We start from the raw sequence: 14,383 nt of genomic DNA, 5'->3' as shown, positions 1-14,383 counted from the left end.
CAATGCCGTATTGCCCTCCCTGTATGCCAAGGATGCTGGATGACCACTGATTCCGCTGCGCTAGAACAGAACCTCCGTCTCAAGCCCGAACAACTGACCGTCCCTATCGACCTCGCCAATATGGGGTTCACCACCACCGATGACTTGGAGCCGTTCCGTGGCATCCTCGGTCAGGAGCGCGCGGTTGAGGCGCTGCAGTTCGGGGTGGCTATGCATCGCCCCGGCTATAACGTGTTTGTCATGGGTGACCCCGGCACGGGCCGTTTCTCTTACGTGCTGCGCTATCTGCGAGCGGAAGCCAAACGGCAGATCACCCCGCAGGACTGTGTTTACGTCAATAACTTTGATGAACCGCGTGAGCCCTGGGTGATCAGCCTGGCGCCCGGCACCGCTGGCGAGTTGATCAGCACCCTTGAGCAGTTTATCGACAATCTGCTGGCAACCTTCCCGGCCGTGTTCGAGCACCCGGCCTATCAGCAGAAGAAGAGCGCTATCGACCGTGCTTTCAACCAGCGTTACGACCGCGCCATCGATTCGGTAGAGCGGCGCGCGCTGGAAAAGAGTATTGCCATCTACCGCGATGCGCAGAACATTGCCTTTACGCCGATGAAAGAAGGCAAGGCACTGGATGAGGCGGAGTTTTCGCAGTTGCCCGAGGAGGAACGCGACCGGTTTCATGCCGATATTTCGGCGCTGGAAGAGGTGCTGAACGAAGCGCTGTCTAGCCTGCCGCAATGGAAGCGCGAGTCGAGCAACCAGCTGCGCGAATTGAACGAAGAAACCATTACCGAGGCCCTGCAACCCTTGCTGGAGCCGCTGCTGGAGGCCTATTGCGGTAATCAGGCTGTGTGCGAATACCTGCAGGCCATGCGCCAGAATCTGCTGAAAACCGTCATCGACCAACTGGTCGAAGAGCGGGTGCTGGAGGCCAAGCCAGACGCCTACAAGAAGCAGATGCTGGTTGAGCAATACAGTCCCAGTTTGATCGTTGGTCATCACGGCAGCGGCGGCGCGCCGGTGGTGCACGAGCCACACCCGTCCTACGACAACCTTTTCGGCCGGGTTGAGTACAGCCCGGAGCAGGGCGGTCTGGTCACCAGTTATCGGCACATTCGTCCTGGCGCTTTGCACCGGGCCAATGGCGGCTATTTGGTGCTGGAGGCCGAAAAGTTGTTGAGTGAGCCCTTTGTCTGGGATGCGCTCAAGCGCGCCCTGCATTCACGTCTGCTGAAAATGGAATCGCCTTGGGCCGACATGGGGCGATTGGCCACGGTTACCCTCACGCCGCAGGTTATCCCGCTGAACCTCAAGGTGGTGATCATAGGTTCACGGCAGGTGTACTACGCCTTGCAGGACCTGGATCCGGACTTTCAGGAAATGTTCCGCGTGCTGGTGGATTTTGACGAGGATCTACCGCGCACCACCGACAGCATTGAAGGTATGGCGCAGTTGCTGAAAACGCGTACGTCGGAGGAGGGGCTGGCACCACTGACTGCCGCCGCCGTTGCGCGTGTGCTGACCTACAGCGCTCGGCTGGCAGAGCATCAGACGCGCCTCTCGGCGCGCATCAGCGACATCTTTCAGCTGGTCGCCGAGGCCGACTTCGTTCGGCAGCTCGCCAGCGACCCCTTGACCGACACCGCGCACATCGAGCGCGCCCTGCGTGCCAAGGAGACGCGCACAGGTCGTGTGAGCGCGCGTATTCGTGAGGATATGGTCTCGGGGGTGATTCTGATCGATACCCAGGGCGCGGCGGTGGGCAAGTGCAATGGCCTCACCGTGCTGGAGGTGGGCGATTCGGTGTTCGGCGTTCCCGCGCGTATCAGTGCGACCGTGTACCCGGGTGGCAGCGGCATTGTCGACATCGAGCGCGAGGTGAACCTGGGGCAGCCGATCCACTCCAAGGGCGTGATGATTCTTACCGGTTACCTGGGTAGCCGCTACGCGCAGAACTACCCGCTGGAGATTTCTGCCAGCATCGCGCTGGAGCAGTCCTACGGGTACGTGGATGGCGATAGCGCCTCGCTGGGCGAGGTCTGCACGTTGATCTCCGCGCTCTCGCGTACTCCCTTGCAGCAGTGCTACGCGATTACCGGTTCGATTAACCAGTTTGGTGAAGTACAGGCCGTGGGTGGCGTGAACGAGAAGATAGAAGGCTTCTTCCGGCTGTGCGAGGCGCGTGGCTTGACCGGTAAGCAGGGCGCGATCATTCCCCGCTCCAATGTGCCCAACCTGATGCTCGACGAAGCGGTGTTGGCAGCGGTGCAGGCCGGACAGTTTGCCGTTTACGCGGTGGCGCATGTCGACGAAGCGTTGGCGCTGTTGGCTGGCGAGCCGGCGGGCGAGATGGCTGCAGACGGCGAATTTACCGCAGGTAGCATCAATGCACGGGTGGTATCGCGCTTGGCCGAGATTGCCGAGCGCGACCGGGAAGAAGAAGCCGAGGAGCCAGAGGGCGACCCACCCGCGGCGGGTGAGCGCGGCTGAGGCCAGATGCGGCGCCGGCCAAGGGCGCTTTTACAAACCTTGTCTACAGACTTATCCACAGGCTGGCGCCGAACATTGGCTGACATTGTCCAACGTATTCCACAAACGGGGTCTTGACCCCCGCGTTGGATTGTGAATTCAAGCCCCTGGTCAACTTTCTGCAGGCGGCGTGGCACTAGGCCTACAGGAGGCTCGCGCTTGCAGACGGCTGGCTTGCGCGTATTGAGTGTTTTTTGAACGGCTGCGTGCAGTACCTGTGTTTTCAGGGTGAAGCGCAGTTATCTGCGTTTTGCACACAGTGTTATCCACAGATACTGTGCACAACTGCGCTGGTATCATGCTGGCTGGTTTGTTGATTCCCTTTTGAGTCGAGGTAATAGCGGTAATGGAGCGTTTACTGGAAAACATGATGTATTCGGCGCGCTGGATTCTGGCCCCGATCTATTTTGGTCTGTCATTCGCGTTGCTGGCGCTGGCGGTCAAGTTCTTTCAAGAGCTGGCCCACCTGGCGCCGCACCTGCTGGAGATTGCCGAGGCAGACCTGATTCTGGTCGTGCTGTCGCTGGTCGACATGGCTTTGGTAGGTGGCTTGCTGGTGATGGTGATGATTTCCGGCTACGAGAATTTCGTTTCCCAGCTCGACATCGAGGACGGCCGCGAGAAGCTCAGCTGGCTGGGCAAAATGGACTCGGGCTCGCTGAAAATGAAAGTCGCCGCTTCTATTGTGGCGATTTCGTCCATTCACCTACTCAAGGTGTTCATGAACGCGCAGAACATCCCCAACGACAAACTCATGTGGTATGTGATCATTCACATGACCTTTGTCGTATCGGCCTTCGGCATGGGCGTGCTCGACAAATTGGCCAAGAACGGCAAGGGTGATGCCGGTCTGCCTGACTGATCAGCTGGCCTGCAGCACCACAAACTTGCTGGACGCTGCCAGCTGAGTGACTTCATTGAAATACTGACGCAGTTTGATGTGGTAACCCAAGTGGCGGTTGCCCACCACCACCAGCTTGCCGCCGGCCGCCAGCGCGCGGCGGCTTTGGCTGAACAGGCGCAGGGCGATGTCGTCGCCCACCACCTGCTGCTGATGAAACGGCGGATTGCACAGCACCAGATCCAGGCTTTGCGCCGTTACCCCCAGCAAGCCATCATCGACCCGGAACCCCGCGTCGCGACCGGCAAAGGCGCTGTGAAAGTTGTGCTCGGCACTCGCCACTGCCGCGTAAGATTCGTCGCAGAACAACAGCTCGGCTGAGGGGTTGTGCAGTGCCGCCATCAGGCCCAGTGCGCCGTTGCCACAGCCCAGGTCGGCTATGTGCTTGGCCTGTTCAGCCAGGACGGGAATCAACGGCAGCAGTAGACGAGTGCCAATATCCAGCCGCTCACGGGAAAACACACCGGGCAAGTTACGCAGCGTCAGCGACGTGCCTTCCAGGGCATAGCCGCTGTGCAGCTCCGCCTGCGGTGGGTTCAGATGAGGGTCGAGGGTCGCGCTCAGCAGACGCGCCTTCTTCCAGCCCAGCGATGCCTGGTAGGGGCCGATATAAGTGGCCAAGAGGTCGCCAGCACGCGGTGGCAGATGCTTGATCATGGCGCCGGCCATCACCACTGCGCCGGGCAAGAGCTGCGGCCGCAAGCGCTGCAGTTGGTCTTCCAGCAGGGTCAAACTTTTGGGTACGCGCAGCAGCACCCGCTGGTAGCGGCCCGTGGGTGTAGCGCTGCCGGGCACAAAGTCGACTGCGTCGGCTGGCAGGTGGTTGGTGTCGAGATTCTCGCTCAACGCTTGCTTGCTCAGCCAGGAGTCGCCCCAGCTACTGGGATTCTGTGCGCTCAGCGCGCAGGCCAGTGCACCGAATTGATCGTTGATGATCAGTAACGGACCTTCGTTATTGCTGGCATTCAGTTGATTAAGCAGATACTGATCCGCGGCATCGAACGCCTGCAGAGTCGGATTGCGGGTCGGCGGATAACGGGTGAGTGTCAGGTCGCCGTAGGGGGAGTTGAAAGCGTGCATGGGCGGGCCTTTGCGAATCAGGCCGATCAGTATAACCCAGGACGCCTGGGGGCGGAGGGGCCGCCCCCGCGGGGACTAGCCGTTTTGCTGTTTCAGCAGGTCGCGGATTTCACTCAGCAGGACTTCTTCCTTACTGGGGGCGGGTGGCGCGGCCGGAGCAGCCTCTTCCTTGCGCTTCAGGCTGTTCATGACACGTACGGCAACGAAAATCGCGGCGGCAATGATCACAAAGTCGACAACGCTTTGGATAAACAGGCCGTAGCCCAGCGTCACCGCCGGTAGTTCGCCCTGGGCTTCCTTCAACACTATAGCCAGGTCGGCGAAGTCGACGCCGCCGATCATGAGTCCCAAGGGGGGCATGACCACGTTGGTGACGAACGAAGACACTACCTTGCCAAAAGCGGCACCGATAATGATACCCACCGCCATATCGACCACGTTGCCGCGCAGGGCGAAGGTCTTGAATTCTTGCAACATACTCATACGCACTTCCTCGCTGGCGCCGACGCGGCGCGTGAGCTTTGATAATGCGCAGCCCTCAACTTTGTTTCAATCGTTTTTGCAGGGTCTCGCAGACAATGCGCAGAGCCTGAATGCGCGCGTAGCGTTTGTCGGTTGCTGGAATAACGTGCCAAGGAGCATGGGCGGTGGCGGTGTTTTCGACCATATCGTTCATGGCATTCACGTAATCCGGCCACTTTTCGCGGTTACGCCAATCCTCATCGGTGAGCTTGTAGCGCTTGGTCGGGGTTTTCTCGCGCGCCTCAAAGCGCGACAACTGTTCTTCCGGTGTGATGGCCAGCCAGAACTTGATCACCTGAGTGCCAGCCTTGTGCAGCTGCGCCTCAAAGTCATTGATCTCGGCATAGGCTTGCTGCCAGCGGAGCTCGGAACAAAATCCTTCGACCCGCTCTACCAGCACGCGGCCGTAATAGCTGCGATCAAATACCACCACCCTGCCTGGCGCAGGGATGCGCCGCCAGAAGCGCAGTAAATAGGGTTGGCTGCGCTCTTCGTCAGTGGGTGCGCGGGTGCCGTGCACACGCAAAATACGTGGATCGAGACAACGTGTGATACGGCGGATGGTGCCCCCCTTGCCGGCGGCGTCCGCCCCTTCGAATACCAGCAGCAGGCTACCTTTAGCAAAGGCGGGGTGGCGGATCAGGTCGCGCAACTGCTGTTGGTAGTGCGCCAGCTCGCGTTTGTAGACATCTTTTTTCAGCGCGCAGTCGTAGTCTAGCTCGGCCAGGCGGTCATGCTTGCTGGGCTGCCAATCGCGCTGGTCAGGACGCAAGCCCTTGCCTTGCAGCTGGTGTTCCATGGCCTGCAGCAGTAAGCGGCCGACCTGCAGATCGCGTTGGTCTGGATCGCTGCTGGGTACCCGAATCCAGGGCGCGATCGCGCTTGAGGTCAGCTCGCTCATGCGATCGGCGGCCTGGCGGACGGCGGAGTACTCGGTGGTGCTGAATTCGCCCCACTCACGCATGGCCAGGCTGTCGTACTGCTGTTGTTGCTCGTGGGGTGGATAGTTCTGCGTGTGGTCGTCATCCAGGTGCAGCCAAAGCTTGAGCAAACCGACGCCTTCGGCTACCAGCTGGTTCTCAAAGCGGGTGATCTGCGCCATTTCGACGGTGAAGTGTTTTTCCGAAAGCTGCCCACGGCTTAACCGGATAAGCGGTTGGTGATACCAGGAGCCCAGATAGAATCCCAGCGTGCCGGCGGGCGGCAGGCTGCGCCAGTAGCGCCATAGCCGCGGCATTTTGCGTTCTACGCCCTGCGGCAGGGTAAAGGCGCGGGTGTTCAGGTAGCGATTGTCCAGCCAGTCGTAAAAGGTGTAGATAAGTTCGGCCTTGCCGGCCAGGTCGTTGCCGCTGACCAGTAGCAGCACGGGGCCCAGATTAGATTTTTGCAGTTCGAACTGGGCCTCCAGCAGGTCTTCGCAGAGCGCTTCACGCTGTTTTTTCACACTTTTTTCTTTGCTCATTTACTGGCCTTTTTTGATGCTGCTGGCAGAAATGCGAGCCAGACGGCGGGCAAGGGTTGTTTGTTACTTCTCAGCTCGACAACAATAGCCGTTTTGCGTTCGAACCCTGTGCATTATAGGTCGGGCCTCGCAGGTCGCGCCTCGCAGGTCGGGGCGGGCGCAATTCCGGCGGAGGATGCATGGCGAAAACCAAACGCGTATACGGCTGCACCGAGTGCGGCGCAACCTTTTCCAAGTGGGCTGGGCAGTGCCCAGAGTGCCAGGCCTGGAATACGCTCGTAGAGACCGTGCTGGACACCACGCCCACCGGCGGTAGCCCCACGCATAGCAGCAACTGGGCCGGCCAACAGGCGCAGGTGAAAACGCTGTCAGAGGTTTCGACCGAAGAAATGCCGCGCCAGCCCAGTGGCTCGTCCGAACTAGACCGGGTGCTGGGCGGTGGCCTGGTTGGCGGCTCTGTGGTATTGATTGGTGGCGACCCGGGCATCGGCAAGTCGACCATTCTGCTGCAGACGCTGTGTCGCCTGGCGCAGGCTATGCCGGCACTGTACGTGACGGGCGAAGAGTCGCAGCAGCAAGTAGCGATGCGGGCGCGGCGCCTGGGTCTGCCGGAAGATCAACTAAAGGTGATGACCGAAACCTGCATTGAAAGCATTGTGGCGACCGCTCGTCAGGAGCAGCCGCGCGTCATGGTGGTGGACTCCATTCAGACCATTTTCACCGAGCAGTTGCAGTCGGCGCCGGGTGGCGTGGCGCAGGTGCGCGAAAGCGCTGCCTTGCTGGTGCGCTACGCCAAGCAGAGCGGCACCGCCATCTTCCTGGTGGGCCATGTCACCAAGGAAGGTTCCTTGGCCGGCCCCCGCGTGCTGGAGCATATGGTGGATACCGTGCTGTACTTCGAAGGGGAGGCGGATGGTCGCTACCGCATGCTGCGCGCGGTGAAGAACCGGTTTGGCGCGGTGAATGAACTGGGCGTGTTCGCGATGACCGACAAGGGCTTGAAGGAAGTCGCCAATCCATCGGCGATCTTCCTCTCGCGCTACGACGCGCCCATTCCCGGCAGTGTGGTAATGGCAACCTGGGAAGGCTCGCGGCCGATGCTGGTGGAGGTGCAGGCGCTGGTCGACACCAGCCATCTGGGCAATCCGCGCCGCGTCACCCTGGGCCTGGATCAGAACCGGTTGGCCATGTTGCTGGCGGTACTGCACCGCCACGGCGGGGTCGCAACCTACGATCAGGATGTATTCGTCAACGTGGTCGGCGGCGTCAAGGTGCTGGAGACCGCCGCCGACCTGGCCTTGCTGGCAGCTGTCATGTCGAGCCTGCGCAATCGGCCGCTGCCGATGGACTTGATGGTGTTTGGAGAGTTGGGGCTGTCCGGCGAGATTCGGCCGGTGCCCAGTGGTCAGGAGCGCTTGAAGGAGGCTGCCAAGCACGGCTTCACGCGCGCGATTGTGCCCAAGGCAAATGCGCCCAAGGAGTCGCCCAAGGGGATGCAGGTCATTGCCGTTACCAGGCTGGATCAAGCGCTGTCGGCGATTTTTGAGTAAAACGCCGCTGTTGTGGCCTTAGCCTGAAGGTTGTCGCTTGAAGCTGCGCTAAAGCGCAGCTTCATAGCAGCGCTTTAAGCTCCCTTTCCAGCAACGCCGCATCACCGGTATTGAGCGCGATCAGGCGTCGCAGATGGCTGATGGAGTCCAGATCGATGTGCTCGCAGACAAAGCCGAGCAGGCCCTCTTCGGCGTGACTCAAGGTGGCTTCCATGCGGATCTGCTGGCCGTCGTTCAACTCGATGATGGCGCTGAAGGGGGCTTGTGGTTGGGCTTTATCCCAGCTGTCGGGCTGCAGTACCAGCAGGCCATGCAGCGAAATATCGATCAATTGCACCGGGCTTTGCCAGTGGTCCTGTTGTAACAGGGTGTTGGCATCGAAGGGTACGCGGGTAAAACGGCGTCTTTCATCACTCATGGATTGCCTCCCGGGGCGATGCAGTCGGGTGTTGCTGCCGGGCTGCTGCGTTGCGGCCAATGCTGGCGCTGCGCAATCAGTCTTGTTGGGTTAACTATAGCGTCTTTCTGCTGAACAGCCCGGACCGCCTGGCGGTCCGGGCGGGGCATCAGGCCAGTTTCTTGTAACGTACCCGGTGCGGCTGCGCAGCGGCTTCGCCCAGGCGCTTCTTGCGATCGGCTTCGTACTCGGTGTAGTTGCCGTCGAAGAACACCACCTGCGAATCGTCTTCGTAGGCAAGGATATGGGTGGCGATGCGGTCAAGGAACCAGCGATCGTGCGAGATCACGATGGCGGAGCCCGGGAAGTCCAGCAGCGCTTCTTCCAGCGCTCGCAGGGTTTCCACATCCAAATCGTTGGAGGGTTCGTCAAGTAGCAGCACGTTGGCGCCACGCTTGAGCGTGAGCGCCAGGTGCAGACGACCACGTTCACCACCAGACAGGTCCTTGACGAACTTTTGCTGGTCGGAGCCCTTGAAGTTGAAGCGTCCAACGTAACCACGCGAGGGTACTTCGTAGTTGCCCACCTTGATCATGTCGAAGCCGTCGGATACCTGCTCCCATACGGTCTTGCTGCCGTCCAGGTCATCGCGGCTCTGGTCGACGCTGGCGATCTCGACGGTTTCACCGATGTCGATGGCGCCGCCATCGGGTTGCTCCTTGCCGGTAATCATGCGGAACAGGGTGGATTTACCCGCGCCGTTACCCCCGATTACACCGACAATCGCGCCCTTGGGTACAGCGAAGGACAGGTTGTCGATCAGCACCCGATCACCATAGCCCTTGGTTACACCGTTGAACTCGATGACCTTGTCGCCCAGGCGCGGGCCGGCCGGGATGTAGATTTCGTTGGTCTCGCTGCGCTTCTGGAATTCCTGTGATTGCAGTTCTTCAAAGCGTTGCAGACGCGCCTTGGACTTGGCCTGGCGGCCTTTGGCACCCTGGCGTACCCACTCCAGCTCGGCCTTCATCGCCTTGGCGTGGGAGGCTTCCTGCTTGGCTTCGGTGCTCAGGCGGGCGGCCTTGGATTCCAGCCACTGGGAGTAGTTGCCTTCAAAGGGGATGCCCTGGCCGCGGTCAAGCTCGAGAATCCAGCCAGCGACGTTGTCGAGGAAGTAACGGTCGTGGGTAATGGCGACCACGGTACCGGGGAAGTTGTGCAGGAACTGCTCCAGCCAGGCGACGGAGTCGGCGTCAAGGTGGTTGGTTGGTTCGTCCAGCAGCAGCATGTCAGGGGCTGAGAGCAGCAGGCGGCACAGTGCGACACGGCGCTTCTCGCCACCAGACAGGTGCTCGATGGTGGCATCCCACGGTGGCAGGCGCAGCGCGTCGGCGGCGACTTCCAGTTGGCGCTCAAGGTTGTGACCGTCAGCGGCCTGCAGAATGGCTTCCAGCTTACCCTGCTCGGCGGCCAGTGCGTCGAAGTCGGCATCGGGCTCGGCGTAGGCGGCGTAGACTTCATCAAGGCGTGCCTGGGCAGCCTTGATCTCACCTACCGCCTCTTCAACGATATCGCGAACTGTCTTGGCAGGATCAAGTTGTGGTTCCTGCGGCAGATAACCTACCTTGATGCCAGGCATTGGGCGGGCTTCGCCTTCAATCTCGGTGTCGACCCCGGCCATGATGCGCAGCAGGGTGGATTTACCCGCGCCGTTGAGGCCCAATACGCCGATCTTGGCGCCAGGGAAAAAGGACAGGGAGATATCTTTCAGAATCTGACGCTTCGGGGGGACGACTTTCCCAACCCGATGCATGCTATAAACATATTGAGCCATGGGGGCAGAACCTGTTGAATGGGGGGTAGAAAACGCTTCGTCATGCAGCGGCCTGGCTGCGGCGGCGAAATTGCAGGCAAGGCTAGCCCAACTGGGCTTCAAGGGCAAACACCGGCCGATGATGGCCAGGGCTGACGGCGAATTGGGGAGTTCCGCCAGCAAGGTTCAAGGGAATTGAGGTGATAAGCCGCTCTATATCCTGATTTCAAGACAAGTGATCATATTGAATAATAATAACAGTGAATCGCAATGGCCCGCCGAAGACGGCGCTGTCGGCTCCTCTGCCCAATCCCAGTCGGTGCGCGTGGGCTACTTTCTTATCGCTGCTGCCGGCGTGCTGGTATTGGCGCTCCTTGGCTGGCAGTCCTGGAATGATTATCTGGCGCTCAAGCGGCAGCATCAGATTCAGGTAGAAGAAAGCATTTGGCTGACCGCTGATCAGATGGCGCTCAATCTGGCCGTGACCTCTACCGCGCTGCGGCGCGTACTCGATTACCAATCACCCGAACCGGGCGCCGGATCGTTGCAGGTAGTGCAGGATCTGTTGCCAGGCGTGCTTAATGTGCGGGAGATGAGCCTGGATCGCCCAGGCGCACAGCCCCCGGCCGCCTGGCAGCAAACCGCGCGACGCCTGGCTCTGGGCGGCGAGTCCTTCGGGCTGGATTCCGATCTTGAGCAAAATCAACTGTTTTGGACCTTGGCCAGCGAACGCGCCGGGCGTTACTGGGTGCTGACTCTGGATGGTCGCGCACTGGCATCGCTGGTGTCGTCTCGCGGCGCGCAGGGTTACGTCTGGCTGTTGGAGGACGCCGGGCGCAGCCGGGTGCTGGCGCGTCAACTCGAAGGGCGACTGGTGTACTCCGGCAACGCGCCTATGTCGGCGCAGGAGCGCGAACGGGTGGTCGTCAGCGCGCCGGTTCAGGGTACCTTGTGGCAGGTACGCGGTCTGGTTGATGCCGATTACTATCACCGCCAACTGGGCCCCTTGTTGCTGAAACGCATGTTGCTGTTATTCGGCTCACTGTTGGTGCTGCTTGTGGTGTTGTGGCTGTTGCTGCGGCAAACCCGGTCCAACCAGCAACTGCGGGCGCGTACAGCGCAGTCTTTTCGGCATATGCAAGACAGCGAACGGCGTTATCTGGATGTGTTTCGCGGTGTTGATATGGCGCTGTGCCTGGCGGATCTATCCGACCTCAAGTCCTTCATCATGCGCAACGGCCTGCACGACAAGGCAGCGCTGGATCAGTGGCTGGCTGACAACCCGCAGCGCCATGGCGAACTGCTGGCGACTATCAATTTGCTGGAGGCCAATCAGGTAACCCTGGACTTGCTGCAGGTAGCGTCCCTGGAGCGACTCACTATCCTTTTGCGCGGTGAACAACAGGTACGGGTGGGCGGCGCGCGGTATCGGCTGATTCTGGCGCTGGTCAATGGGGACGCGCGGGTTGAGCTGGAAACGCCGGTGCAGGGGGCTGACGGCGAATTGCGCTACCTGTGGATGGTCATGCGTCTGCCGCGCGATATTGATGAGTTGCATTCGGTCACTCTGAGTATTACCGACCTGACCGAGCGGCGGCGTATGGAACTGGCAATGCGTGAACGCGAGCAGTTCTGGGCCTCGGTCGTGCGCTCTGTGCCCGATCTGGTGTATATCCGCGACATTCACAAGATGGGCGCCGATCAGTTCTTCTTCAGTAACCGCTCGCTCGCCACTCTGCTGGGCTACAGCGCAGAGGAAGAGGAAGCCATGGGCGACAGTTATCGCAACCGGCTGCTGCATCCTGATGACCTGGAGTACATGGAGGTAAACCGTCGCCTGCAGCTGATCCTGTCCGATAATCGCGTACTGGAATGGCGCGTGCGCTGGCGCCACAAGGACAACGGGTGGCGCTGGTTCAGTATCCGCTCGCGGGTATTCCGGCGCGCCGCCGATGGCAGTGTCGAAATGGTTATCGGTTTTGTGCGTGACGCCCACGCGCAAACGCTGGAGCGGCAGCATATTCAGCGTTCTGAAGCTCGCTATCGGCTGATGGCCGAAAATATCAGCGACATCATCTGGTCAACCGATAGCGAGTTTCATACCGATTTCATCAGCCCCTCGGCGCAGCATGTGCTGGGCTACAGTGCGGACTATCTGCTGCAGCATGGTTCGGATGAGATCATCGTGGGTGATCGTTACGTCGAGTTCATGCGTGATATCGCGCGGGAGCTGAGACCCCAGGTTTACAACGCTGAAAAAGCCAGGGCACTGCGCAAACGCGGCTTTCACAGACAGATCGTGTCCGACGCCATCAAGGCTGACGGTCGCAAATGCCCGCTGGAAACGCGCGTCTCGCTGATGTGGAATGAGCAGGGTCGTTTTCTCGGGCTGCTGGGCGTAGCGCGTGATATTACCGAGCAGCGGCGCACCGAAAATCGTCTGCGCATGGCGGCCACCGTGTTCGAGAACACCACCGGGGCGGTGCTGGTAACCGACCCGGCAGGTTACATTGTGCAGGTGAACGAGAACTTCACCCGCATCACCGGTTATCGCAGCGACGAGATCATTGACCAGCTGCCAGTGGTGCTGACCGCCCGCCTGCACGAAGAAGCCTTTTACCGCGAAGTGATGATGGCCCTTGAGCAGCAAGGACGCTGGGAAGGTGAAATCTGGCAACAGCGCAAGGACGGCGAGGCCTTCCCCAGCTGGGCCGGGATTACTGCGGTGCAAGACGGCGACGGTGACCTGGTCAGCTACGTCTGCTTTTTTGTCGATATCAGTGAACGCAAAGCCTCCGAGGCGCGCATCCAGAGTCTGGCCTATTACGATGTGCTAACGGGGCTGCCCAACCGCACGCTGTTTCAGGACCGCCTGCAAGCGGCGTTGCAGCTGGCTGCACGGCGTTCGGAGTGGGTTGCCGTGCTGTTCCTCGATCTGGATCGCTTCAAGCCGATCAACGACAGCCTCGGCCACGCCGCCGGCGATACCGTGCTGAAGGATGTCGCGCGGCGCCTGCGTCGCTGCGTGCGCGAGAGCGACACAGTGGCGCGTATGGGGGGCGACGAATTTACCATTTTGCTTGCCGGGCTCAGCGATCACGACGCCGCGCTATCGGCTTGCATGCATGTCGCGGAAAAGGTCTTGCTGGCGCTGGGGCCAGCGTTCGTGCTGCAGGAGCGGGAGTTCTTTGTCAGTGCCAGTATCGGTATCGCGTTGTCACCGCTGGATGGTGCAGAGAGCAGTATGCTGCTGAAGAACGCCGATACCGCCATGTATCACGCCAAGGCAATGGGCAAGGACACCTTCCAGTTCTATCAGAGCGAAATGAACGCCCGTGCGCTGGAGCGCCTGGGGTTGGAAAATGACCTGCGCCACGCGGTGAATGAACGGGCTTTTCATCTGGTCTATCAACCGCAATTCAGCTGTGGCAATGGTCGCCTGACCGGCGCAGAGGTGCTGCTGCGCTGGAATGACCCTGAACGTGGCGCGGTTTCACCGGCTGACTTCATTCCCATTGCCGAGGAGCTGGGACTGATTCGGGTGCTCGGCGAATGGGTATTGGACCAAGCCTGCAAACAGCTCGCGCAGTGGCGCATGAGCGGCTACACCATGCCCCGATTGGCGGTTAACCTGTCGGCCATGCAGTTCGATGACGGCCAGTTGGTCGAGCAGATCTCCGGCACTCTGGAGCGTTACGGGCTGCCGCCGCAGGTACTGGAGCTGGAGCTGACCGAAAGTATTCTGTTACGTAACCTGGAACAGACCATGAGCACCCTGAACCGGTTGAAAGACAAGGGCGTACATATTGCCATTGACGACTTCGGCACCGGTTATTCGGCGCTCAATTACCTGAAGGACTTCCCGATTGATACGTTGAAGATTGATCGCGGGTTCATTCATGCCATGCAGCCGGAGACCCGCGATGCTCGTCTGGCCGAAGCCATTGTGGCCATGGGCCGCAGTCTGCAACTGCGGGTGATCGCCGAGGGGATCGAAACCGAGGAGCAGTATTGCCTGGTTGGCAGTTTTGGTTGTGATGAGGTGCAGGGCTTTCACCTGGGGCGGCCGGTAGAGGCTGGCGCATTCGAGCAGCGCTGGCTGCGGGCGATTGAATGAGCGTTTTTTGCTCAC

The 14,383-nt window shown here is 60.3% G+C and carries 9 protein-coding genes; 4 read left to right on the top strand and 5 right to left on the bottom strand.

Going from position 1 to position 14,383, the window contains the following annotated elements; all coding sequences use genetic code 11:
- The first annotated feature begins 39 nt into the window (after positions 1–39).
- Together BLU26_RS07805 and BLU26_RS07800 are read left to right on the top strand one after the other, a co-directional pair.
- Positions 40–2,487, top strand: a complete 2,448-nt coding sequence (locus tag BLU26_RS07805) for a Lon protease family protein (protein WP_092285449.1) — start codon at positions 40–42, stop codon at positions 2,485–2,487.
- Positions 2,488–2,872: 385 nt separating this feature from the next.
- Positions 2,873–3,388 carry a TIGR00645 family protein gene (locus BLU26_RS07800; protein ID WP_092285447.1) on the top strand — a complete coding sequence of 172 codons (516 nt, stop codon included), beginning with the start codon at positions 2,873–2,875 and terminating at the stop codon, positions 3,386–3,388.
- Here the strand turns inward: BLU26_RS07800 and BLU26_RS07795 are convergent, their stop codons facing one another.
- The 3 genes from BLU26_RS07795 to pap form a co-directional block, all read right to left on the bottom strand.
- Entirely contained in the window at positions 3,389–4,507 is a 1,119-nt protein-coding gene (locus tag BLU26_RS07795) for a methyltransferase (protein WP_092285445.1), read from the bottom strand.
- 75 nt (positions 4,508–4,582) lie between these two features.
- Complete coding sequence (gene mscL, locus BLU26_RS07790; RefSeq protein ID WP_092285443.1) at positions 4,583–4,990, bottom strand: large-conductance mechanosensitive channel protein MscL; 408 nt, start codon at positions 4,988–4,990, stop codon at positions 4,583–4,585.
- Between the two features lie 55 nt (positions 4,991–5,045).
- Positions 5,046–6,491, bottom strand: a complete 1,446-nt coding sequence (pap, locus tag BLU26_RS07785) for a polyphosphate:AMP phosphotransferase (RefSeq protein WP_092285441.1) — start codon at positions 6,489–6,491, stop codon at positions 5,046–5,048.
- 179 nt (positions 6,492–6,670) lie between these two features.
- Between pap and radA the strand changes: the two genes are divergently transcribed.
- Positions 6,671–8,041 carry a DNA repair protein RadA gene (radA, locus tag BLU26_RS07780; RefSeq protein ID WP_092285439.1) on the top strand — a complete coding sequence of 457 codons (1,371 nt, stop codon included), beginning with the start codon at positions 6,671–6,673 and terminating at the stop codon, positions 8,039–8,041.
- Positions 8,042–8,102: 61 nt separating this feature from the next.
- Here radA and BLU26_RS07775 read toward each other — a convergent pair whose 3' ends face one another.
- Together BLU26_RS07775 and ettA are read right to left on the bottom strand one after the other, a co-directional pair.
- Positions 8,103–8,459 (bottom strand): PilZ domain-containing protein, encoded by a 357-nt coding sequence (locus BLU26_RS07775; protein ID WP_092285437.1) that lies wholly within the window; start codon positions 8,457–8,459, stop codon positions 8,103–8,105.
- Positions 8,460–8,607: 148 nt separating this feature from the next.
- Positions 8,608–10,272 carry an energy-dependent translational throttle protein EttA gene (ettA, locus tag BLU26_RS07770; RefSeq protein WP_092285435.1) on the bottom strand — a complete coding sequence of 555 codons (1,665 nt, stop codon included), beginning with the start codon at positions 10,270–10,272 and terminating at the stop codon, positions 8,608–8,610.
- Positions 10,273–10,495: 223 nt separating this feature from the next.
- On the opposite strand from ettA, the gene BLU26_RS07765 reads away from it, so the two are divergent.
- A complete protein-coding gene (locus BLU26_RS07765) occupies positions 10,496–14,368 on the top strand; it encodes a sensor domain-containing protein (protein WP_157719331.1) in 3,873 nt (1,290 codons plus the stop codon).
- Positions 14,369–14,383: the final 15 nt, after the last annotated feature.

The sequence above is a fragment of the Halopseudomonas sabulinigri genome (assembly GCF_900105255.1).
GTDB classification, from domain to species: domain Bacteria; phylum Pseudomonadota; class Gammaproteobacteria; order Pseudomonadales; family Pseudomonadaceae; genus Halopseudomonas; species Halopseudomonas sabulinigri.
This window is presented reverse-complemented; position numbering and strand designations above follow the sequence as displayed.